Below are 22775 nucleotides of genomic sequence, written 5' to 3'. Positions count from 1 at the left end.
GCCCGCCATGAAGATCCTTGTCCTCGGCGCCGGCGTGGTCGGCACGGCATCGGCCTGGTATTTGCGCCAGGCGGGCCACGACGTGCGCGTGTTAGAGCGCCAGGCGGGGGCCGCGCAGGAAACCAGTTTTGCTAACGGCGGGCAGATTTCCGTTTCGCACGCCGAACCGTGGGCGAATCCCGCCACCTTGCGCAAGGTGCTCACGTGGCTGGGCAAGGACGATGCGCCGCTGCTGTTCCGCCCCCGCCTGGACCCGCTGCAATGGCAATGGGCGCTGCACTACCTGCGCGAATGCCTGCCGTCGAGAGTGGCGCGCAATATGCGTCAGATCGTCGCCCTGGCCGAGTACAGCCGTCAGAGCCTGCAAGCATTGCGCCGCGAGACGGGCATAGCCTACGACCACCTGGAGCGGGGCATCTTGCATTTCTATACGGACCAGCAGGAATTTGATAAATCGCAAACGGGCGCCGCGCTCTTGCGCGAGCTGGGTTGCCCGCGCAACACCGTCAGCGCCGACGAAGTGGTTCGCATCGAGCCGGCCCTGCGCCACGCGCGCAGCCAGATCGTGGGCGGCGATTTCACGGCCAGCGACGAGTCGGGTGACGTGCATCTGTTTACCAGGGCCTTGGCTGCGCGCGCGGCCGCTGCCGGCGTGGATTTTCAGTACGGCACGACGGTGACGCGCTTGCTGACGGATGGCGAACGCCTCACGGGCGTGGAAAGCATCGACGCGCAAGGGCGCCACCGCGTGGAGCATGCGGACGCCGTGGTGGTGGCCATGGGCAGTTTTTCCGCGCCCCTGCTGCAGCCGCTGGGCATCCGCCTGATGCTGTATCCGGGCAAGGGTTACTCGGCCACCTATCCGATTGTCGATGGCGTCGCCGCGCCAACCGTGTCGCTGACGGACGACGGTCATAAGCTGGTGTTTTCGCGCCTGGGCGAGCGCTTGCGCGTGGCGGGCACGTGCGAGCTGAACGGCTACACGCGCGAACTGAACCCCGTGCGTTGCGCCGCCATCACGCGCCGCGTGCAGGCCCTGTTTCCCCACGCATGCGATTACAGCGACCCCGTCTATTGGGCCGGCTTGCGCCCCCTGACACCCTCGAACGTGCCATATATAGGCACGACGCGCTACCGCCAGCTGTTCCTCAACACGGGCCACGGCACCCTGGGCTGGACCATGGGCTGCGGCGCGGGCAGGGCGCTGGCCGACCTCGTGTCGGGACAGCGGCCCGAAGTCGATTTTACGTTTTGCGGCGAAGCCCCCCGGCAAGAGGCCGCTTTGGTTCAACTTAGGAGAGCAGCACGATGAGAGACGACGCCACCCCCAGCCAAGCACCGACCGGCCTGACTCTGGCCGGCACCACCTACCAGTCGCGCCTGCTGGTGGGCACAGGCAAGTACAGGGATTTCGAGGAAACGCGCCTCGCCATCGAAGAGAGCGGCGCCGAAATCGTCACCGTCACCATCCGGCGCGTGAACATCGGCCAGGAAAAGGGCGAGCCGAATCTGCTCGATTTCATTCCTCCGTCGAAATACACGATTTTGCCCAACACGGGCGGCTGCTACAACGCGCGCGACGCCGTCTACACCTTGCAACTGGCGCGCGAGCTGCTGGGCGGGCACCAGCTGTGCAAGCTGGAAGTGCTCGGTGATGAAAAGACCTTGTTCCCGAACATGCCGGAAACGTTAAAAGCGGCGGAGCAGCTGGTGAAGGATGGCTTCCAGGTGATGGTGTATTGCAGCGACGATCCCATCCAGGCACGCATGCTGGAAGACATCGGTTGCATCGCCGTCATGCCGCTGGCGTCCTTGATCGGCTCGGGCATGGGCATTCTGAATCCGTGGAACTTGTCGCTGATTATCGAGCAAGCCAAGGTGCCCGTGCTGGTCGACGCGGGCGTGGGCACGGCGTCGGACGCGGCCATCGCCATGGAGCTCGGTTGCGACGGCATCCTGATGAATACCGCCATCGCGGCGGCGCGTGAACCGATACGCATGGCGCGCGCCATGAAACTGGCAGTGCAGGGCGGACGCGAGGCCTATCTGGCCGGACGCATGCCCCGGAGAGCGAACGCCATGAGCGCTTCGCCCTCGTCGCCGATGACCGGGCTGATCGCCTGAGCCGCCGCATTTGCAGCAATGTGCAGCACCGTTGTTGATTCTTGTTGATTCTTGCTTGAAGAACGCACCCATAAAAACCACAATACCTGGAGATGACATGAAACACACACTCGTAGCGGCGGCCGTCCTGGCCACACTCTTCGCCGGCAGCGCCAGCGCCCAATCGTCCGTCACTGTGTACGGCTTGCTCGACGCGGGCCTGACGTCCGAACACGGCGGCGCGGACGGTTCCGTCACCAAGCTGGCCACCGGCGTACAGTCGGGCAGCCGCATCGGCTTCAAGGGCACGGAAGACCTGGGCAACAACTTGAAGGCCAATTTCTTGCTGGAAAATGGCCTCGACGTGGACACGGGCGCCAACCGACAGGGCGCCTTGTTCGGGCGCAAGGCCTACGTGGGTTTGTCGGGCGGCTACGGCGCCGTGAACCTGGGCTTGCAACACAATCCGCTGTTCACCGCGCTGGACAATATCGACCCCTTCGAGACGGGCATGACGGGCGCCTCGATCAATCTGATGAGCGTGGCCAGCCTGCGCACGAAAAACTCCATCATGTACGAGACGCCGAAGGTGAACGGCTTGTCGGCTGCCGTCATGGTTGGCCTCGGTGAAAAGCCGGACAGCAACACCCTGGGCCGCACCATCGATTTTTCCATCGATTACGCCAACGGCCCGCTGGTGCTGACCCTGGCGCATGACAACCGCAAGGACACGCCGCTGAACACGGCGAAAGTGACCTTGCTGGGCGGCACCTACGACTTCGGCCCAGCCAAGCTGCACGCCGCCTATGAGACGGACAAGGATGATGCGGGCACGGATTTCCGCGACTACATGCTGGGCGTGTCGGCCCCCGTGGGCGCGGCGGGCAGCGTGATGGCGTCGTATATCCGCAAGGATGACCGCACCAACACGCGCCGCGGCGGGCGCCAGCTGGCCATCGGCTACACCTATGCCTTGTCCAAGCGCACGAATCTGTACACCTCGTACGGGCGCATCAACAACGATGGCGCGGGCACCAATTTCGTCGGCGACGCATCGAGCGGCGGCAGCGTGCCCTTGCCAGGTCATAACTCGAGTGCCTTCACGGCCGGCATGCGCCTGAAGTTCTAGGGCGCAGCGCAGGAGGTATCGATGGCGGGCTGTCTGTTGCGGATAGCCCGCCATTCTTGTTTCAGGAATGGGGCAAAGTCACGGATTCCGGATTCAGGAATGAAACAGTCCGAATTTTCATGAATTTTCATTGACAGCGCATTTCGCAACCGTTAAATTGAAGACGTATTTCAAATATCGGAACAAAATATACCGATTTTTCATAAAACCGTAAGGAGACTGAGCCATGACCGATTTGTCCGACCAAAAAGCCGCCGCCGCAGCGATACCTGTAGACCCGCAAAAGATGACGCCTTCCGAAGCGTTCGTGGAAACCCTGGCCGCCAATGGCGTGACCGACATGTTCGGCATCATGGGCTCGGCCTTCATGGACCCGATGGACATCTTCGCGCCCGCCGGCATCCGTTTGATTCCCGTCGTGCACGAGCAGGGCGCCGGCCACATGGCCGACGGCTATGCCCGCGTCTCGGGCCGCCATGGCGTGGTCATCGGCCAGAACGGCCCCGGCATCAGCAATTGCGTCACGGCCATCGCCGCCGCCTACTGGGCGCATACCCCGGTCGTCATCATTACCCCTGAGACGGGCACCATGAGCATGGGCCTGGGCGGCTTTCAGGAAGCGAACCAGTTGCCGATGTTCGAAGAATTTACGAAATATCAAGGTCACGTCACCCATCCGGCCCGCATGGCCGAATACACGGGCCGCTGCTTCGACCGCGCCATGTCGGAAATGGGGCCGACGCAACTGAACATCCCGCGTGACTATTTCTACGGTGAAATCAAGACCGAGATTCCAAAGCCGAACCGCCTCGACCGTGGCGCCGGCGGCGAACAAAGCCTCAACGATGCGGCGGAATTGCTGGCGACGGCCAAGTTCCCCGTCATCATTTCCGGTGGCGGCGTGGTCATGGGTGACGCGATCGAAGAGTGCAAGGCCCTGGCCGAACGCCTCGGTGCGCCTGTCGTCAACAGCTACCTGCATAACGACTCTTTCCCCGCCAGCCATCCGCTGTGGTGCGGCCCGCTGGGCTACCAGGGGTCGAAAGCTGCCATGAAACTGATCGCCCAGGCCGACGTCGTCGTGGCCCTGGGTTCGCGCCTGGGACCGTTCGGCACCTTGCCGCAGCACGGCATGGATTACTGGCCGAAGAACGCCAAGATCATCCAGATCGATGCGGACAACAAGATGCTGGGTCTGGTGAAAAAGATTTCGGTGGGCATTTGCGGCGACGCCAAGGCCGCCGCGAAAGCCATCCTGGCGCGCCTGGATGGCAAGACCCTCGATTGCGACGCCACGCGCGACGAGCGCTATGCCACCGTGCAAGCGGAGAAGGCCGCGTGGGAAGAGGAATTGACGAACTGGACGCACGAGAAAGATGCGTACAGCCTGGACATGATCGAAGAGCAAAAGAAAGAGCCGGGCAGCTATCTGCACCCGCGTCAGGTCTTGCGCGAGCTGGAAAAAGCCATGCCGGAAGACGTGATGGTCTCGACCGACATCGGCAACATCAACTCGGTGGCCAACAGCTATCTGCGCTTCGAAAAGCCGCGCAGCTTCTTTGCGGCGATGAGCTTTGGCAATTGCGGTTACGCGTTCCCGACCATCATCGGCGCGAAAGTGGCCGCACCGCACCGTCCGGCCGTGTCGTATGCGGGCGACGGCGCCTGGGGCATGAGCTTGATGGAAACCATGACGTGCGTGCGCCACAACATTCCCGTGACGGCCGTGGTGTTCCACAACCGCCAGTGGGGCGCGGAAAAGAAAAACCAGGTGGATTTCTATAACCGCCGTTTCGTCGCCGGTGAGCTCGACAACCAGAGCTTCGCGGAAATCGCGCGGGCCATGGGCGCCGAAGGCATCACGGTCGACAAACTGGAAGACGTGGGTCCCGCGCTGAAAAAGGCCATCGACATGCAGATGAATGAAGGCAAGACGACGATCATCGAAATCATGTGCACGCGCGAACTGGGCGACCCGTTCCGCCGCGATGCGCTGAGCAAGCCGATCCGTCATCTGGACAAGTACAAAGACTACGTATAAGCAGTCTGCTCGATCCTTGTATGACCCCGGCAATCGCGCCGGGTTTTATGTGCCGGAGCCATCTGCTTGCTTCCGTGGTTCCGGCACTTTTTTTACCGAATTGGAGTCGCCATGAAAGCCCTGCACCGCATCATCGAGCAAGCCCGCGCCGTGCCGAAAAACATCGTCTTGTGCGAGGGCGACGATGCGCGCGTGCTGCAGGCGGCAGCGCGGGCGGCAAGCGAAGGCCTGGCGCACATCACCATCGTCGGCAAGCCGGCCGTCATCCTGGCGCTGGCGCGCGAACATGCGCTGGACCTGGACGCCGTGCGCCTGGTCGACCCGGCAATTTCCGAGGAGTCGGAACACTATGCCCAGCAATTGTTTGTGCTGCGCCAGGCCAAGGGCCTGACGGTGGAGCAGGCCAGGCTCGCCGTGCAAGACCCGCTGTGCTACGCCAACCTGATGGTGCGCCTGGGCGACGCCGACGGTTGCGTGGCGGGGGCCGTGCACACGACGGCCGACGTGGTGCGCAGCGCCATCCAGATCATCGGCGTCGACCCTGCCTTCAAGCTGGTATCGAGCTTTTTCCTGATGATGCTGTGCGAACCATTCCACAACCTGAAGGGCGGTTTCATCTTTTCCGATTGCGCCCTGGTGGTCGATCCGAAAGCGGAAGAGCTGGCCGACATCGCCATGGCCGCCGCCGACAGCGCGCAAGCCTTGTTGATGGAAGAGCCGCGGGTCGCCATGCTGTCGTTTTCCACCAGCGGCAGCGCCCACCACGCGGCCGTCGACAAGGTGCATGCGGCCACGGACCGGGTCAAGGCCCAGCGCCCGCTGCTGGCCATCGATGGCGACGTGCAGCTCGATGCAGCCATCGTGGCCGAGATTTCGCAGAGAAAAGTCAAGGATTCCGTGGTAAACGGCCGCGCGAATGTGCTGGTGTTTCCGAACCTCGATGCGGGCAATATCGGCTACAAGCTGGCCGAGCGCATGGGCGGCGCCGTCGCCATCGGCCCCTTGCTGCAAGGCTTGAACAAGCCGGCCAACGATTTGTCGCGCGGTTGCAGCGCCGACGACGTCTACAACGTCATTGCGGTGACGGCCGTGCAGGCCCAGGGTGGACGCTGACTTCCTGTTCAGCCTGCCGGTGCTGGCGCTGCTGGGCGTGGTGGCGGCGGGCACGTATTTCCAGACCGTCACGGGTTTTGGCTTGGGCATGATCGTCATGGGCGTGGCCAGCGGGCTGGACCTGGCGCCCGTGCCTGCGCTGGCGGCCCTCGTCAGTTTATTGTCGCTGGCGAATTGCCTGGTGGCCTTGCCAGGCGCCTTGCACCACCTGGACTGGCGCGCCATCCGCGCCGCCAGCATCGGCTTGCTGCCGGCCATGGCGGCCGGCGTGTTGTTGTTGGGATACTTGGACCAGGCGTATGCGCCTGTCCTGAAACTCTTGCTGGGCGCGGCCATCGTGTATGGCGGCGTCAGCATCCTGCTGCAGGCGCCGCCGGGACCGGGCGCGGCCGACAAACGCAGTTTCTTCATCAGCGGCGTATGCGGCGGCCTGTTTTCGGGCCTGTTTTCACTGGCCGGGCCGCCGCTCGTGTACCAGTTTTACCGCCAGGAAATGAGTTTAAAAACCATCCGCTACAGCCTGATCTTCCTGTTCGCCATCAGCGCGGGCGGGCGCTCGCTGATGGCGGGCAGCCAGGGCCAGCTCGATGCAAAAGTGCTGCTGCTGTGCGCGCTGGCCTTGCCTGTCGGCGTGCTGGCCACCATGGCCGGCAAGCGCTATCCGCCGCCCATCGCCCAACGGGGCATGCGCCGCATCGCGTTTGCCGTGCTGACCCTGATCGGCCTTTCCTTGATGGCGGCGGCCGTGCCGCAATTGTTCACCTAGCGAGCGCGGGTTCAGAGCCGTACTGCCGCGTTGGCGAAGAAGCGGTAGCCGGCGTTGCGCGCTGTATTGATCGGCAGGGAAAGCCCTGTGGCGAGCTCGGTCTTGCGACGCAGGCGGCGGATCTGCGTGTCGAGGCGGCGCTGATCGTAGTCGAGGAAATCCTCGCCCAGCGACTGGACGATTTGCTGGCGGCTGACGATGTGCTCGGGCTCGGCCATCAGCACCTGCAGCACGGTCACATCCTGCTGCGACAGCGCGATGGCGCCGCAACCGGGCGGCAACAGCCGGCGCGGCCCCAGTTCGAGTATCCACGTTGGCGCGGTCACCGGTTCTCCCAGGCGGCGGCGCAGGCTGCTCAGGGTGGCAGCCAGTTCATCGAGGTCGGTATTTTTGGGCAGATAGTAATCGGCGCCGTCGGTCAAGCCGCTCACTTTGTGTTGCATCGCGCTGCGCGCGGTAAACACTACAATGCCGAGTTGCCGGCCCTGGGCCCGCAGCGCGCGGACCAGTTCCATGCCGTCGCCATCGGGCAAGCCCAGGTCGATGACGGCAATATGATGCTGCGTGGGAACGTAACAGGCTTGAAAGTCGGCCAGGTTGGCGACTGCACTGACGCGATAGCCGCAATCGCCAAGAAATTCGGTCAGTTCTTGCCGCAGGACGGCTTCATCTTCAAGCAGAATAAGGTTCAACATGGCGCAAGGATACTCGATCGTTTTCGTGGCGTGAAGGTCTGACTGGAATTGCCCGCCCTGTTTGCCCCGCTTTAGCCGTGGCGTTGCCGGCGTCACCGCTGCCGCTGATCGTCCTCATCGTGCTGGCCACATGGCTCGCACTGCGCGGATACCGTCCGGCATGCGCCTTCCTACTGATTTTCGGCATCTTTTACGCGGGTGTCCTGATCAGTTTTTTGCGCAACATGGCGGTGCTGCCACCTGGGGCGCGTTTGTCCACATGATGCTGATGAGCCTGCGTTTGAACCGGCGCTATGCGGAACTGCGCCGCGTCAGGGATCTGGCGCAGGCCGAAGCCGTGCGTGCCGTGCATGCGCTCAATGAGCGGCTGGAAGAGCAGGTGGCCTTGCGCAATCTGCTCAGCAATGCAGACCGCCATGTACCGCAGGCGCTGGCGGTACGCCTGCGCGCTGTCGTGCCCGTCGATGAAATTTCCTGCCTGTTCCAGAAATATTTTCGCGGCCGTATCGCCCAGCACAAGCCTGGTGCCGGGCTGGGCTTGTATCTGGTGCAGCGCATTGCGGAACTGCATGGCGGCAAGGCCACGCTGGACAGTGCCGGCATGGATGGCATCGTCAATTTTTCGCTGCATATACCTGCCTGGATAAATCTCGATTCCCGACTGAATCAGTCGGGAATCGCTCAGGTTTGCTCACTTATAAATCTGGAATCTTTGTTACATTTCCCATTAAGAAATTTTTGTAGCTTTTTGTCACATTTATGTGGAAAAAAGCAACATGAGTGGAAGCGAGGGGGGCCGTTAGCGCGTGTGGCGCATGCCGGTTGACATCGCCGTTCCCGCCACCTCACCCGCGCCTATGAGCGCGCTTGAGACGGAGCGTCGGTGCTTCTTATACAAATGATTAACAAGGGTAGACTGTATGCATCGTCACGGATCATTGAATCACATTTATCGACTCGTCTGGAGTCATGTTCTTAACGCCTGGGTTGCCGTTGCCGAGACGTCGCGCGGGCGCGGCAAGGGCGGACGCCGCAAGTTGGCCGCCGCTGCTGCCGCCATGGCGGCGTTGACGCTGGGAGGACCCGCCTGTGCCGGACCCACGGGTGGCCAGGTGGTGGCCGGCACGGCGACCATCACCCAGTCCGGCACCACGACGACGATCCGGCAAGCGAGCCAGCAAGCATCGCTGAACTGGAACACTTTCAATGTCGGCGGCAAGGAAACCGTCAACTTCGTCCAGCCCTCGTCCAGTGCGCTGACGGTCAACCGCATTCTCGACAGCAATGGTTCGCAGATACTCGGGCGCCTCAATGCCAACGGCCAGGTCTACCTGATTAACCCGAACGGCATCCTGTTTGGCCGCACCGCGCAGGTTAATGTGGGCGCTCTCGTTGCTTCGACCCTGGATGTCGAGAATGCCAGCCTGGGCGGCAACAAGCACGTCTTTAACGGCAAGGGCGCCGGCCGCATCGTCAATCAAGGCACCATCCGCGCGGCGGACGGTGGCTATGTAGCCCTGATTTCTGCCAGGATCAGCAACAGCGGCACCATCGCTGCCCATGCGGGCAATGTGTTGCTGGGCGCCGGCAGCGAGGTCACGCTTGATCTCGGCGGCCCGGTCGGGCTGCAGGTCACGCAGGGCGCGATCGATACCCTGATCGAAAATGGCGGCGCCATCCGGGCCGATGGCGGCCAAGTGTACCTGACTGCGAAGGCGGCGGGCGAACTGGCGGCGAGTGTCATCAATAATACGGGCGTGATCGAAGCTCATACCCTGGCCACCGGCGAAAAAGGCCAGATCGTGTTGCTGGGCGATATGAAGAAGGGCAGCGTCCATGTCGCCGGCGTGCTCGACGCCAGTGCGCCGCAAGGCGGCGACGGCGGCTTCATTGAAACGAGCGCAAATCGGGTGGACATCGGCGCCGTGCGTGTCACCACGGCTGCACCGCGCGGCAAGACGGGCACCTGGCTGATCGATCCGAACGACTTCACGGTTGCTGCCAGTGGCGGCAACATGACAGGGGTCGATGTGTCCAATGCCCTGTCGAGCAATAATTTCTCCATCATGACAACCAGCATGGGCGCGACGGGCGGCCAAGGCGATATCCACGTAAATGACGCCATCCACTGGTCGGCCAACAAGCTCAACTTGATTGCCGAGCGCAATATCAATATCAATGCGAACCTGAACGCGAGCGGCAGCGCGTCGCTGGCTTACCAGTACGGGCAAGCCACGGCCGATGGCGCCGGCAGCGCCTACAGTGTTTCGCTGGGCGTCGCCGTGAACATCCCGCATGCCACCGCATTTACCTGGCAAAAGGGCAGTGGCGGACGCGTGAACAATCTGGTGCTGGACAATGGCAAGGTGCGTTATGGCAACGGCGTGGAAAATTCGTTCACGGACGATGGTCTGCTGAAAGGCCCAGCCTATTTCGATAACTCGACCACGGGCCGTAATGGCTGGTTCCAGCTCACCTATCGCGCAAGGCCATTCGAGTTTGCCATCGCCGCTGGCGGGGACGGCAGCAACTCCTGGAATGGCACTGGGGAAGTGCTGGCCTCCAATTTGAATGGCGGCGGGGCGGGGACGGGCTCGGCAGGCAGCTATTTGAATGCGCTGAGCAATCGTTCGCTGAATATTGCCGGTTATCAAGAGGGTGTCGGTACCGTGGTGACGACGGGAACGTTGACTTTCCAGACCTTGCAGCAATCTGCCGGCGTGACGCACAGCTACACGTTGAAGACGGGAGACGCCTATATCAACATGGATAGTCGCGTCACCAACCAGAGCAGCGCGCCGCTGGCGAATGTACGTATGTGGCTGGGGACTGGCGACGACTTCATCGGCGCGTCGGACCAAAATTTCAAGACCAAGGGGACAATCAGCGGGGGTGCATTCGTGCCCTTGACGGACGCGAATGCACCCTCGAATGCCATCATGGTCAGTGAAATCAGTAGCGGCACCAACGGGTCGGCCGCGCTGTTTTATTCGACAACGGCTGGCGTGAATACCGTCCATAGCGATTGCTGCCAGTTTTCCAACGTTGTGTTCAAGGATCCGAAAAGTTCATTGATCGCTTCTTCGCAGAATGATGGCAGCTATGCCATCTTCATGCGCGTGCCCGACCTGGCTCCAGGGCAGTCTGGTGGCGTGTCGGTTTATTATGCTGCGGCGCCCATTTCGCAATTATCGTCCGCCATCGTCTCGGTCGGCGATGCTGCCGGTAACACCCCCAAGTCGGTGTATCTGCGCCTTATGCCCGGCAGCAGCGTATATGGCAACATGCCGATCTTTAATTATGCCCTGTATGACGCGCTCGTGGACGGGCGACTGGTCACGGATGCCGGCGTTAGCGGCACCATTACCTGGCTGGGTGCGCCTTCCGCCACCTCATCAACCGGCCTCTACACGATCACCTATGGCACCGGCCTCACCTTGGGCAAGGCTGGTTATACCTTGACGCCGGGCGGCCCGGTCTACTGGACGGTCACGCCCCGTCCGTTGAACGTGGCCGTGACGAAGACCTACGACGGCAGCGGCACGTTTAATGCCGGCTTTGTGCTGTCGGGACTGGTCAATGGCGACAGTGCGCCTAGCGTGACGGGTTCAGCCAGTGTCGGCAGCCGCAATGCAGGACGTTACAGCAGTTTTGACTCCAGCACGCTGAACCTGTCAAACAGCAATTATGTGTTGAACGCCAGCGGCATCAACGCAAGCATCGAGGCGCGACCGGTCACGGTGACGGCCGATGCGAAGAGCAAGGTCTACGGCAATGTCGACCCAAGCTTGACCTATCAGGTGACGCAAGGCGCGCTGGTGGACGGCGACAGCCTGTCCGGCATCTTGCGCCGCGTGGCCGGTGAAAACGTGGGCCGTTACACGATTGACGCTTCTGGCCTGGCGAATGGCAACTATGTGGTGACGGCGCACAACGGCGCCTTGAGCATCGATGCGCGTGCCATCACGGTGACGGCTGATGCGAAGAGCAAGGTCTACGGCAATGTCGACCCAAGCTTGACCTATCAGGTGACGCAAGGCGCGCTGGTGGACGGCGACAGCCTGTCCGGCGTCTTGCGCCGCGTGGCCGGTGAAAACGTGGGCCGTTACACGATTGACGCTTCTGCCCTGGCGAATGGTAACTATGTGGTGACGGCGCACAACGGCGCCTTGAGCATCGATGCGCGTGCCATCACGGTGACGGCTGATGCGAAGAGCAAGGTCTACGGCAATGTCGACCCAAGCTTGACCTATCACGTGACGCAAGGCGCGCTGGTGGACGGCGACAGCCTGTCCGGTGTCTTGCGCCGCGTGGCCGGTGAAAACGTGGGCCGTTACACGATTGACGCTTCTGGCCTGGCGAATGGCAACTATGTGGTGACGGCGCACAACGGCGCCTTGAGCATCGATGCGCGTGCCATCACGGTGACGGCTGATGCGAAGAGCAAGGTCTACGGCAATGTCGACCCAAGCTTGACCTATCAGGTGACGCACGGCGCGCTGCTGGACGGCGACAGCCTGTCCGGCGTGTTGCGCCGCGTGGCCGGTGAAAACGTGGGCCGCTACACGATTGACGCTTCTGGCCTGGCGAATGGCAACTATATGGTGACGGCGCACAACGGCGCCTTGAGCATCGATGCGCGTGCCATCACGGTGACGGCTGATGCGAAGAGCAAGGTCTACGGCAATGTCGACCCAAGCTTGACCTATCAGGTGACGCACGGCGCGCTGGTGGACGGCGACAGCCTGTCCGGCGTCTTGCGCCGCGTGGCCGGTGAAAACGTGGGCCGCTACACGATTGACGCTTCTGCCCTGGCGAATGGCAACTATGTGGTGACGGCGCACAACGGCAACTTGACGATAGACGCCGATCCGTCATTGGAAAATGCAATTCGTTTGGCGCGGCGCCAGGTTACCACTGGTACCAACGATGTGGCTGCTGGCACGACGGCTTCCGCTACTGGCCTGGCCGTGCCGGGCGTCGCGTATGCCGCAGATGGGGTCAGCAGTGTGCCAAACGGCGGCGTCAGCCTGATCGGTGGGCTGGCCCTGGTGCCGGTGGTAGAAGAGGCGAGATCCGCGCCAACGGCTACCGGCAGGGTGCCAGATACGCTGCTGGCCGCGTTGCCAGCGTCGGGCAGCAGCGGCACGCCAGGCATTACCCGCATCTTTGTCGTCAACGGCGGCATTAATGTTGCTCCCGCCGTCCCGGTCTCCGAGGGCGTGGCGCAATGATAGTACTGACTCAATATAAAAAAACATCTATGAAAAAACAACAATATCCACAACGCACCGCTGTTGCCATGGCGCTGGGATTGGCTTTATTGCATTTTGCACCGGCAGCACAGGCGCAAGTTCCCCCTGACGCGGGGCAAACCCTGCAGCAGTTGCAGCCGCCGATTGCACCGCCACGCGAAAGCCAGCCACTGAAGATTCTGGCGCCGCTGGGTTCCGCTGCCATCGTACCGGGAGGCGCGACGGTGGTTTTGCATTCGCTCAAGTTGACGGGCAATTCCGTCGTTGCCGAGGAAGCGCTGCGCGCGGTGCTGGGCGATGTCACGGGCAAGACCTTCGACCTGGCCGGCTTGCGCGGCCTGGCCGAGCGCATCACTGACTTTTACCAGGCCAGTGGCTACCCGTTTGCCCGCGCCATACTGCCGCCGCAAGACCTGGAACACGGCGACTTGCGCATCGACGTCGTCGAGGGGCGTTATGGCGCGGTGCAGGCGGCAGGCGACGATAGCGTCCTGGCGCTGCAGGCGACGGCCTTCCTCGATGGCTTGCGTCCCGGCAGCGTGATCGCCAGCGGACCGCTGGAACGGGCCACCCTGTTGCTGGACGATTTGCCCGGTATCCAGACCAGCGCCACGATGCGTCCTGGAACGCTGGCGGGGACGGGCGATTTGATCGTCCAGGTTGCCCGCGACCAGCGCGTGAGGGGTGACATCGGCCTGGACAATGCAGGTAGCCGCTACACGGGGAAAAACCGCGTGCGTGCGAATGTCGACATCAATAGTCCCTTCCTGCTAGGCGACCAGCTCACCTTGCGTGCGCTGCTTAGCGAGGAGGAATTGTGGCTCGGCTCGCTTGGCTACAGCCTGCCGTTGGGAGCGTCCGGCTTGCGCGGCAACGTAGCTTACTCGCACACCAGCTATGAACTGGCGAAGGAATTCGCCAGCCTGCATGCGAACGGAACTGCGAAAGTTGCCAGCGCTGGCCTCAGCTATCCCATCCTGCGCTCGCAAAAGGCCAATCTGACCTTGATCGCCACCTATCAATCGAAGGATTTGCACGATAACCGCGATAGCACCCAGACCTACGAAAGCAAGTCCAGCCAGTCCATGCCGCTGGCCCTGCAATTCGATTACCGCGACGCGTTCGATGGCATCACCTACGGCAGCGTGAGCTGGACTCCAGGCAAGTTGAAACTCGATGCGGGCTTGACGGCCGTTGATGATTACAAGAGCAACGGTCGTTTTCACAAGGTCAACCTCGATGTGGTGCGCCTGCAATCCTTGCCCGCCGGTTTCAACCTGATGGCCCACCTGAACTGGCAGCAGGCCAACAAGAACCTGGATTCGTCCGAAAAGCTGAGTCTGGGCGGCGCCAGTGGCGTGCGCGCGTATCCATCCGGTGAAGCCACCGGCGACGAGGGCGGCCTGGCACAGCTGGAACTGCGCTATAACGCCGGCGCCTACGTGCCGTATGTCTTCATGGATGCGGGACGCATCACGGTCAACGCCAAGCCGGTGGTGGCCGGTGACAACCGGCGCAGCCTGAGCGGCGGCGGCCTGGGCTTGCGCTACCAATACCAGGCGTGGAGTGCGGATGCCGCCCTGGCCTGGCGCACCGTGGGCGGCCGGCCGCAATCGGAGGCGAACAGCGATCCCAAGCCGCGCGTGTGGCTGAATGTGGAATACCGCTTCTAGCTTTTAGCTTTTAGTTCGTCGGATGGCAAGGCGCACGGTTGACGCGTGCGCCTTGCAAAATATGCAAACACCCGTTATATTCCCCGTTCTTTCTCGAACCTCTTCCTTATTGGAGCCAAAAGTGCCTCGCTTCTTCGCCATCACCTGCTAACGCTGACGAAATGCTCTTTGCAGCATCGTTTGGCGCGTTGACGCCCCCGATTGCTGCGGCACTGCTCTTTCCGCACATGTATCCGAGACAACCGTCTTGATCGTCCACGCCCGAACACGTCGTCAGCACCCCTGACCCTGTATGGACACGCCCCGGTGAACGCGGCGTGGGACGCTATGTTTTTACAATCTTTACCCTTATTCAAATACCCGCGCACGCCGCACCTGGAAGGCTCGCGCCTGCAGGATGGCGACGACGGCTCCGACCAGATGCCCTTGAAAAAGCTGGCCGGCCAGTACGTCGTCATCGAGGAAAAAATCGATGGCGCCAACTCTGCCGTGTCGTTCAGCGACGCGGGCGAGGTACTGCTGCAGTCGCGCGGCCACTACCTGGCGGGCGGCGGCAGCGAACGCCAGTTCAACCTGCTCAAACCGTGGGCGCATGCGCACGAACACGCCTTGCTGCATCTGCTGGAAGATCAATTTGTGCTGTTTGGCGAATGGTCTTACAGCAAGCATTCCGTGTTTTACGACCGCCTGCCCCATTACTTCAACGAGTTCGACGTATATTGCCGCCGTACGCAAATGTTCCTGTCCACGGCGCGCCGCCACGCCATGCTGTCCGGCTCGCCCGTGCTGTCCGTGCCCGTGCTGTATGCGGGCTTGATGCCCACGTCGCCCAAGCAACTGTGGCAGCTGCTGCGCCATTCGCTGGCCAAGTCCCGGCTGTGGCGCGACGCTTTTGACAACGTGGTGGCGCGCGAGCGCTTGCCGCTGGATCTGTGCTGGAAGCAGACGGACAAGTCCGACCACGCGGAAGGGCTGTACCTGAAAGTGGAAGACGACACGCAAGTGCTGGCCCGTTACAAGCTGGTGCGGCATGACTTTACGCAAACCATCCTCGACAGCGGCTCGCACCACAGCACACGGCCCCTGATCCCCAACCAGCTGGCCGAGGGTGCGGACCTGTACGCGCCGCAGCCACTGGTGACGTGGGAGAGCCTGGGTTTGCACACCTGCCAGTCGCTCGACGAACTGGCTGCCTTCTCAAGGAGCACAAAATGATGCACTGGAAAACCCTGCAACAACTGGTGCCGCCAGCGGGCCAGTCGCCCGATTTCGCCGCCTGCCTGGCTGCCTTTCCGCAGCTGGAACTGGCGAAGACGACGCCGCAAAACCCCGTCTACCACGCGGAAGGCGATGTGTGGACGCACACCATGATGGTGGTGGAATCCCTGCTGGCCATGCCCGAGTACCAGCAAGCCACGCGGGCGCAACAGGAAATCGTGTTCCTGGCCGCCTTGCTGCACGACGTGGCCAAGTGCAGCACCACGGTGATCGACCCGGCAACGGGCGCCATCGGCCAGCCAGGTCATTCGCGCAAGGGCGCGCTCGATGTGCGTATCGCCCTGTGGGACTGCGACGTGCCGTTTGCCGTGCGCGAGGAAATCTGCCGCCTGATCAATGTGCACCAGGTGCCGTTCTTCGTGCTGGAAACCTCGCGGCGCGGCGTCACGCCTGAATTTACCGTGCGCGAACTGTCGTGGCAGGTGGATATCCGCCTGCTGGCCATGCTGGCCGAGGCGGACATCCGCGGCAGGATCTGCCCCGACCCGCAGCGCATACTCGACGCCATCGAGCTGTTCCGTGAACTGGCGCGCGAGGAAGGCTGCTATGGCCAGCGCAGGGCCTTTGCCGACGATCACACGCGCGTGAAATATTTTCGCGGCGCCGAGGCGCATCCCGATTATTCCCTGTTCCAGGAGCTGGGCTCGCATGTGATCGTCATGTCGGGCTTGCCCGCGTCGGGCAAGAATACGTGGGTGGACAAGCACCATCCGCGCCTGCCCGTCGTGTCCTTCGACGATGCGCGGATCGCCCTGGGCTTGAAGCACGGCAAGAACGAAGGGCAGGTGGGCGATTATGCGGAAGAGCGGGCGCGCGAACTGTTGCGCAAGGGCGAGCCCTTCGTGTGGAACGCCACGCATCTGTCAAAACTGATGCGCGAAAAGACGCTCAACCTGCTCTATAAATACCACGCGCAGGTGGAGCTGGTGTACCTGGAGCAGCCACGCAAGGAATTACTCAGACGCAACGGCCAGCGCGACACCTCGCTCAGCAACAAGAAGTTGCAAGCGATGTTGTGGAACTGGGAAATCCCGCTGCCGATGGAAGCGCATGCCGTGCGCTATGAGGTAGCGTGAGGCATTATCGCCTCATGCCCCCGAGCAACTGCGCGATCTCGCTGAACAGCTCATTGTTCAGCGAGGCGGGCAGGGTGGTGGCCAGGCTGCGGCTGTAGTAGGCGCCCAGGTCCAGGCCCAGTCCCAGCCCGCATATTTCGATGGCGCCCTGCGCTTCACGGCGCGCCACCACTTGCTTCAAGTGCTGCGCCAGGTAAAATTCGTCGTTGGCCAGATTCGTGGCAGTATCCATCGGGCAACCGTCGGAGACGACGAGCAGGATGCGCCGCCGCTCCGGCCGCGCCAGCATGCGTGTACACGCCCAGTCCACGGCTTCGCCATCGACGCCTTCGCGGTACAAATCAGCCTTTAACAGGGCCGCGATGTCGGGCCGCGCGCGGCGCCAGCTGGTATTGCCATTCTTGAAGACCATGTGCACGAGTTCGTTCAAGCGGCCCGGGTTGGTCGGAGAGCGGGCGCGCATCCAGTCGCGTTTGACTCTTCCCCCGTTCCAGGCGCCCGTCGTAAAACCCAGCAATTCCGTCTTGATCCCGGCCTGGTCCAGCGCGCGCAGCACAATATCGAGCAGCACGGCCACAGACTGCGCATGCGTCTTCATGGAACCGGAGCAATCGACGAGAAAACTGACCAGGCAATCGGCCTGGGGCAGGAATTGTTCCTTGCGAAACAGCCTGCGTTCGGACGGCGAGCTGATCAGTTGCGCCAGGCGGCGTCCATCGATGTAACCTTCTTCCTCGCCGAACGACCAGCCGTCGCGCCGGGGCACGGCCAGCAGTTGCGTGAAACGCCGCGCCAGGCGGGCCGTGTTGATGCCCAGGCTGGCGATGTGCTCATCCATGCGTTCGCGGTATTCGAGCAGCAGGGCGCGGCGCACCAGTTCGCCCGCTTTTTCTTCGCGATCGTATGCCGTGGAGTAAGCCTTGTAGCCGCCATCGCCATCGCTGAAGGCGCGGCTTTCACCCAGCGGGGCGGCATCGGGGAGATGGTCGTTGTCGCTGTCGAAATCGAGCAGCAGCTTGAAGGCTGCCTGTGCCTTGGCGTCGCCGGCCTCGTCTTCGCTGCCGTCGCGCGCCGTTTGCGCCTCTTTCAACATGCTGTCGACGGCGTGGGCGATGGCCAGCGCGTGGCGCGCAAAGGCCGCCTGGTCGGCGCGGTGGCGGCGCAAGCCCGCCAGGTCGCCGCTCAGTTGCGACGACACCGACCAGCGCGTCGCTTCGATAAAATCTTCCGTTTTTTCCAGCACGGGCCTGGCTGTCAGGCGCGACCAGCACATCTGGAACACTGTATACAAGAGCAAGCCCGAAGCGCCTTCGGCCAGGCCGGAATCGTAAAACGCGTGCGACCAGGCAGTAAAACGGTGGCGCAGGTTGTTGATCACACCGGCATGTTGATCTGGCGCAAGCGTTTCCACTCTTAACTGTTCCAGCAGCTCGAACACGAGGCGGGCCACGGGCTCGACCGGACACAGCGACTTGTGCAGGGCCGCATCCGTGTGCAGCAGGCGCAGGGCCACGCTGTCGGCCGCGCCGCGCAGCGACGGCAAATCCTGCAGCGCCGCATCGGGCTGCAGATGGGCAGCATGGATGGGCAGGGGCCGGTGGCCGTCGTGCAGGCGCCGGCCCCGGTAGCGTATCGTCGCCTGTCCGCTCAGCGCCCGGATGGCGCCCGCACACAGTTCATCCGTTTCCTGCTGTTCGCGCGTGTAGGCCGCTGGCGCGGTCGCTTCGGCGTTCATGGCGCCGTCGCCAGCAATTCCTCATTGAAACAGCGCTGGTAATACTCGGCCACCATGGGCCGTTCGGCCTCGTCGCATTTGTTGAGGAAGGTCAGGCGAAACGCCAGGGCAGGGTCGCGGAAGATCTGGCAATTTTCCGCCCAGGTAATCACCGTGCGCGGCGACATCAGACAGGCCAGGTCGCCGGCCGCATAGCCGTGGCGCGTGAGGCTGGCCACGGCCACCATGCTGCTCGCTAGTTGGCGGCCCGCCTCGTCGTTCATGGCGGGGACACGCGCCAGCACGATCTCCGTTTCTTCCGCCTGCGGCAAATAGTTTAGGGTGGCAACGATGTTCCAGCGGTCGATCTGCGCGTGATTGAGCACCTGCGTGCCGTGGTACATGCCGTTCAAGTTGCCCAGGCCCACCGTATTCGAGGTGGCGAACAGGCGGAAGTGAGGATGGGGCGTGATGACGCGGTTCTGGTCCAGCAGGGTGAACTTGCCGTCGCGCTCGAGGATGCGCTGAATGACGAACATCACGTCGGGGCGGCCCGCGTCGTACTCGTCGAAAATCAGCGCCACGGGCCTTTGCAGGGACCAGGGCACGATGCCCTCCTGGAATTGCGTCACCTGCTGCTGTTCGCGCAGCACGATGGCGTCCTTGCCCACCAGGTCCAGCCGGCTGATGTGGCCGTCCAGGTTGACGCGCACGCAAGGCCAGTTCAGGCGCGCCGCCACCTGCTCGATATGCGTGGACTTGCCCGTGCCGTGCAAGCCTTGCACCATCACCCTGCGGTTGTGGCTGAAGCCGGCGAGGATGGCCAGGGTCACATCCTGGTTGAAGCGGTAGGCGGGATCGATGTCGGGCACGTGCGCGTCGCGCTCGGTAAACACGGGCACGAGCAGGTCGCTGTCGATGTTGAACAGGCTGCGCACGGACTGCAAGGTTTGCGCCGCTGCGGCGGGGGGATGTTGGCGTGAATCTGGCACCTTGTTCTCCTGTGAAGCCGCAGCGGGGGTGCTACGGCGGTTATGAATTACCGGCTGAATGCGCGGCTTGTAATGCGGCCTCGTCGTCGCCGCCCGTCGTCGGCATGGTTTCCGATTCGATGGCGGCCAGGGCTTGCGCGGCGCGTTGCAATGCTGGCAAGAAATGTAAAGCCTTGTCGTGCGTCAAACGGATGATGGGCGCCTGGATCGCCACGGCCAGGTTCGAGCGGCCGTTCGGGTTCGGCACCAGCACGGCCACGCACAGCAGGCCGGGCAGGAATTCCTCGTCGTCCAGCGCGTAGCCGTTGCGGCGCACCAATTCCAGTTCGCGTTCCAGCTTGACGGGATCCGTCTCCGTCTTGTCCGTAAAGCGCGTCAATTCCATGTGGCCCAGCAGGCGGCGCCGTTGCACGGGCGTCATTTGCGCCAGGAACAGCTTGCCGCTTGACGAGCAGTGGGCCGGTACGCGCGAACCGGGATGCAGGTAGAAGCGCAGCGGCGCCGCCGTTTCCACCCGGTCCAGGTACACCACTTCGCTGCCGCTGAAGGCCGTCAGGTTGCAGCTTTCGCCCACTTCCTCGACCAGCTGGCGCAAGACCATGCGGCGGGCGCCATGGAAAGTGTTGTTAATCAGCAGGTTCGACGCCAGGCGGCGCAGGCGCACGCCCGTGCTGTAGTGGCGGCCATCGCTTTCGCGCTGCAGCACGCCCACGCTTTCCAGCTGTTGCAGCATGCGGTGCAAGGTGGGCTTGGGCAGGCCCGTTTCTTCCACCAGCGCTTGCAGCGACAGCAACTGGTCTTTCTCGGCAATCACTTCCAGCAAGGCAAACAAACGCATCGTGGGCGTGTCGCCTTCCAGTTTTTCCGGCTCAAGTTTTGGGGATGAAATCATGTCCATGGTGGCCTCGGTTGGGTAGCGATGAGTGTTACTTCAGCTTATTTCATTTTCGAACTCAAATTGTACCGTTTCCTTGAAAATCTGTTTGACTTTTGATTCCTGAACGCTTAAATTGAATTGTATATCAAATTTCGGAACAAAATATACCGATTTTTAATAATTTACCGCAGTTCATCACCATAGACCAGGAGACACCCATGAATGACATGACCGAGCAAAAAGCCGCCGCCGCAGCCGCAGTAAATCCTCCCGCTTCTGTAGGCCCGCAAAAGATGACGCCTTCCGAAGCGTTCGTGGAAACCCTGGCCGCCAATGGCGTGACCGACATGTTCGGCATCATGGGCTCGGCCTTCATGGACCCGATGGACATCTTCGCGCCCGCCGGCATCCGTTTGATTCCCGTGGTGCACGAGCAGGGCGCCGGCCACATGGCCGACGGCTATGCCCGCGTCTCGGGCCGCCATGGCGTGGTCATCGGCCAGAACGGCCCCGGCATCAGCAATTGCGTCACGGCCATCGCCGCCGCCTATTGGGCGCATACCCCGGTCGTCATCATTACCCCTGAGACGGGCACCATGAGCATGGGCCTGGGCGGCTTTCAGGAAGCGAACCAGTTGCCGATGTTCGAAGAATTTACGAAATATCAAGGTCACGTCACCCATCCGGCCCGCATGGCCGAATACACGGGCCGCTGCTTCGACCGCGCCATGTCGGAAATGGGGCCGACGCAACTGAACATCCCGCGTGACTATTTCTACGGTGAAATCAAGACCGAGATTCCAAAGCCGAACCGCCTCGACCGTGGCGCCGGCGGCGAACAAAGCCTCAACGATGCGGCGGAATTGCTGGCGACGGCCAAGTTCCCCGTCATCATTTCCGGTGGCGGCGTGGTCATGGGTGACGCGATCGAGGAATGCAAGGCCCTGGCCGAGCGCCTCGGTGCGCCTGTCGTCAACAGCTACCTGCATAACGACTCCTTCCCCGCCAGCCATCCGCTGTGGTGCGGCCCGCTGGGCTACCAGGGGTCGAAAGCTGCCATGAAACTGATCGCCCAGGCCGACGTCGTCGTGGCCCTGGGTTCGCGCCTGGGACCGTTCGGCACCTTGCCGCAGCACGGCATGGATTACTGGCCGAAGAACGCCAAGATCATCCAGATCGATGCGGACAACAAGATGCTGGGTCTGGTGAAAAAGATTTCGGTGGGCATTTGCGGCGACGCCAAGGCCGCCGCGAAAGCCATCCTGGCGCGCCTGGATGGCAAGACCCTCGATTGCGACGCCACGCGCGACGAGCGCTATGCCACCGTGCAAGCGGAAAAGGCCGCGTGGGAAGAGGAATTGACGAACTGGACGCACGAGAAAGATGCGTACAGCCTGGACATGATCGAAGAGCAAAAGAAAGAACCGGGCAGCTATCTGCACCCGCGCCAGGTCTTGCGCGAGCTGGAAAAAGCCATGCCGGAAGACGTGATGGTCTCGACCGACATCGGCAACATCAACTCGGTGGCCAACAGCTATCTGCGCTTTGAAAAGCCGCGCAGCTTCTTTGCGGCGATGAGCTTTGGCAATTGCGGTTACGCGTTCCCGACCATCATCGGCGCGAAAGTGGCCGCACCGCACCGTCCGGCCGTGTCGTATGCGGGCGACGGCGCCTGGGGCATGAGCTTGATGGAAACCATGACGTGCGTGCGCCACAACATTCCCGTGACGGCCGTGGTGTTCCACAACCGCCAGTGGGGCGCGGAAAAGAAAAACCAGGTGGATTTCTATAACCGCCGTTTCGTCGCCGGTGAGCTCGACAACCAGAGCTTCGCGGAAATCGCGCGGGCCATGGGCGCCGAAGGCATCACGGTCGACAAGCTGGAAGACGTGGGTCCCGCGCTGAAAAAGGCCATCGACATGCAGATGAATGAAGGCAAGACGACGATCATCGAAATCATGTGCACGCGCGAACTGGGCGACCCGTTCCGCCGCGATGCGCTGAGCAAGCCGATCCGTCACCTGGACAAGTACAAAGACTACGTATAAGTCAACCAGCCTTTG

General features: G+C 62.3%; 16 protein-coding genes. 12 read left to right on the top strand and 4 right to left on the bottom strand.

The genetic code is table 11. The annotated features are described in order from the left end of the window. Nucleotides 1–7 precede the first annotated feature (7 nt). The 6 genes from ACQ4WP_RS16845 (at nucleotide 8) to ACQ4WP_RS16820 (ending at nucleotide 7152) form a co-directional block, all read left to right on the top strand. Nucleotides 8–1312: a D-amino acid dehydrogenase gene (locus ACQ4WP_RS16845; protein ID WP_436522563.1), complete on the top strand. Its 1305-nt coding sequence runs from the start codon at nucleotides 8–10 to the stop codon at nucleotides 1310–1312. Further along, entirely contained in the window at nucleotides 1309–2124 is an 816-nt protein-coding gene (locus ACQ4WP_RS16840) for a thiazole synthase (RefSeq protein WP_436522561.1), read from the top strand. Before ACQ4WP_RS16845 ends, ACQ4WP_RS16840 begins: the two co-directional genes overlap by 4 nt. A gap of 97 nt (nucleotides 2125–2221) precedes the next feature. Further along, nucleotides 2222–3232 carry a porin gene (locus ACQ4WP_RS16835; RefSeq protein WP_436522559.1) on the top strand — a complete coding sequence of 337 codons (1011 nt, stop codon included), beginning with the start codon at nucleotides 2222–2224 and terminating at the stop codon, nucleotides 3230–3232. 226 nt (nucleotides 3233–3458) lie between these two features. Then, on the top strand, nucleotides 3459–5273 hold the full coding sequence (xsc, locus tag ACQ4WP_RS16830; protein WP_436522557.1) for a sulfoacetaldehyde acetyltransferase: 1815 nt from the start codon (nucleotides 3459–3461) through the stop codon (nucleotides 5271–5273). A gap of 111 nt (nucleotides 5274–5384) precedes the next feature. Continuing rightward, complete coding sequence (gene pta / locus ACQ4WP_RS16825; protein ID WP_436522555.1) at nucleotides 5385–6386, top strand: phosphate acetyltransferase; 1002 nt, start codon at nucleotides 5385–5387, stop codon at nucleotides 6384–6386. Continuing rightward, nucleotides 6376–7152, top strand: a complete 777-nt coding sequence (locus tag ACQ4WP_RS16820; protein WP_436522553.1) for a TSUP family transporter — start codon at nucleotides 6376–6378, stop codon at nucleotides 7150–7152. Before pta ends, ACQ4WP_RS16820 begins: the two co-directional genes overlap by 11 nt. An 11-nt stretch (nucleotides 7153–7163) precedes the next feature. Here ACQ4WP_RS16820 and ACQ4WP_RS16815 read toward each other — a convergent pair whose 3' ends face one another. Next, a complete protein-coding gene (locus tag ACQ4WP_RS16815; protein WP_436522551.1) occupies nucleotides 7164–7847 on the bottom strand; it encodes a response regulator transcription factor in 684 nt (227 codons plus the stop codon). Nucleotides 7848–8007: 160 nt separating this feature from the next. Here ACQ4WP_RS16815 and ACQ4WP_RS16810 point away from each other — a divergent pair, with 160 nt between their 5' ends. The 5 genes from ACQ4WP_RS16810 to ACQ4WP_RS16790 all read left to right on the top strand — a co-directional run bounded on the left by ACQ4WP_RS16810 (nucleotide 8008) and on the right by ACQ4WP_RS16790 (nucleotide 17129). Then, nucleotides 8008–8673 (top strand): sensor histidine kinase, encoded by a 666-nt coding sequence (locus ACQ4WP_RS16810; RefSeq protein WP_436522549.1) that lies wholly within the window; start codon nucleotides 8008–8010, stop codon nucleotides 8671–8673. Nucleotides 8674–8785: 112 nt separating this feature from the next. Then, a complete protein-coding gene (locus ACQ4WP_RS16805; RefSeq protein WP_436522547.1) occupies nucleotides 8786–13081 on the top strand; it encodes an MBG domain-containing protein in 4296 nt (1431 codons plus the stop codon). 29 nt (nucleotides 13082–13110) lie between these two features. Continuing rightward, a complete protein-coding gene (locus tag ACQ4WP_RS16800) occupies nucleotides 13111–14775 on the top strand; it encodes a ShlB/FhaC/HecB family hemolysin secretion/activation protein (protein ID WP_436522545.1) in 1665 nt (554 codons plus the stop codon). A 327-nt stretch (nucleotides 14776–15102) separates the two neighbouring features. Beyond that, nucleotides 15103–15990 carry an RNA ligase family protein gene (locus ACQ4WP_RS16795; RefSeq protein ID WP_436522543.1) on the top strand — a complete coding sequence of 296 codons (888 nt, stop codon included), beginning with the start codon at nucleotides 15103–15105 and terminating at the stop codon, nucleotides 15988–15990. Continuing rightward, nucleotides 15987–17129: an AAA family ATPase gene (locus tag ACQ4WP_RS16790; protein WP_436522541.1), complete on the top strand. Its 1143-nt coding sequence runs from the start codon at nucleotides 15987–15989 to the stop codon at nucleotides 17127–17129. Before ACQ4WP_RS16795 ends, ACQ4WP_RS16790 begins: the two co-directional genes overlap by 4 nt. Nucleotides 17130–17133: 4 nt before the next feature. On the opposite strand, the gene ACQ4WP_RS16785 is transcribed toward ACQ4WP_RS16790, so the two are convergent. The 3 genes from ACQ4WP_RS16785 to ACQ4WP_RS16775 are packed head-to-tail and all read right to left on the bottom strand — an operon-like array spanning nucleotide 17134 to nucleotide 20727. Then, nucleotides 17134–18864: a cobaltochelatase CobT-related protein gene (locus ACQ4WP_RS16785; RefSeq protein WP_436522539.1), complete on the bottom strand. Its 1731-nt coding sequence runs from the start codon at nucleotides 18862–18864 to the stop codon at nucleotides 17134–17136. Continuing rightward, entirely contained in the window at nucleotides 18861–19835 is a 975-nt protein-coding gene (locus tag ACQ4WP_RS16780) for an AAA family ATPase (RefSeq protein ID WP_436522537.1), read from the bottom strand. Before ACQ4WP_RS16780 ends, ACQ4WP_RS16785 begins: the two co-directional genes overlap by 4 nt. Before the next feature lie 40 nt (nucleotides 19836–19875). Continuing rightward, complete coding sequence (locus tag ACQ4WP_RS16775) at nucleotides 19876–20727, bottom strand: IclR family transcriptional regulator (RefSeq protein ID WP_436522655.1); 852 nt, start codon at nucleotides 20725–20727, stop codon at nucleotides 19876–19878. 212 nt (nucleotides 20728–20939) lie between these two features. Between ACQ4WP_RS16775 and xsc (ACQ4WP_RS16770) the strand changes: the two genes are divergently transcribed. Further along, nucleotides 20940–22760 (top strand): sulfoacetaldehyde acetyltransferase, encoded by a 1821-nt coding sequence (gene xsc / locus ACQ4WP_RS16770; RefSeq protein WP_436522653.1) that lies wholly within the window; start codon nucleotides 20940–20942, stop codon nucleotides 22758–22760. Nucleotides 22761–22775: the final 15 nt, after the last annotated feature.

Source organism: Janthinobacterium lyxosi (assembly GCF_051380665.1).
Taxonomy (GTDB): domain Bacteria; phylum Pseudomonadota; class Gammaproteobacteria; order Burkholderiales; family Burkholderiaceae_D; genus Janthinobacterium.
Note: the sequence above shows the minus strand (reverse complement) of the source record. Positions and strands in the feature narration are given on the sequence as shown.

Coding starts and splice junctions, on each gene's coding strand:
- ACQ4WP_RS16845 (WP_436522563.1), top strand. CDS start 8: ATGAAGATCCTTGTCCTCGGCGCCGGCGTGGTCGGCACGGCATCGGCC.
- ACQ4WP_RS16840 (WP_436522561.1), top strand. CDS start 1,309: ATGAGAGACGACGCCACCCCCAGCCAAGCACCGACCGGCCTGACTCTG.
- ACQ4WP_RS16835 (WP_436522559.1), top strand. CDS start 2,222: ATGAAACACACACTCGTAGCGGCGGCCGTCCTGGCCACACTCTTCGCC.
- xsc (WP_436522557.1), top strand. CDS start 3,459: ATGACCGATTTGTCCGACCAAAAAGCCGCCGCCGCAGCGATACCTGTA.
- pta (WP_436522555.1), top strand. CDS start 5,385: ATGAAAGCCCTGCACCGCATCATCGAGCAAGCCCGCGCCGTGCCGAAA.
- ACQ4WP_RS16815 (WP_436522551.1), bottom strand. CDS start 7,847: ATGTTGAACCTTATTCTGCTTGAAGATGAAGCCGTCCTGCGGCAAGAA.
- ACQ4WP_RS16810 (WP_436522549.1), top strand. CDS start 8,008: ATGCGCCTTCCTACTGATTTTCGGCATCTTTTACGCGGGTGTCCTGAT.
- ACQ4WP_RS16800 (WP_436522545.1), top strand. CDS start 13,111: ATGAAAAAACAACAATATCCACAACGCACCGCTGTTGCCATGGCGCTG.
- ACQ4WP_RS16795 (WP_436522543.1), top strand. CDS start 15,103: ATGTTTTTACAATCTTTACCCTTATTCAAATACCCGCGCACGCCGCAC.
- ACQ4WP_RS16790 (WP_436522541.1), top strand. CDS start 15,987: ATGATGCACTGGAAAACCCTGCAACAACTGGTGCCGCCAGCGGGCCAG.
- ACQ4WP_RS16785 (WP_436522539.1), bottom strand. CDS start 18,864: ATGAACGCCGAAGCGACCGCGCCAGCGGCCTACACGCGCGAACAGCAG.
- ACQ4WP_RS16775 (WP_436522655.1), bottom strand. CDS start 20,727: ATGATTTCATCCCCAAAACTTGAGCCGGAAAAACTGGAAGGCGACACG.
- xsc (WP_436522653.1), top strand. CDS start 20,940: ATGACCGAGCAAAAAGCCGCCGCCGCAGCCGCAGTAAATCCTCCCGCT.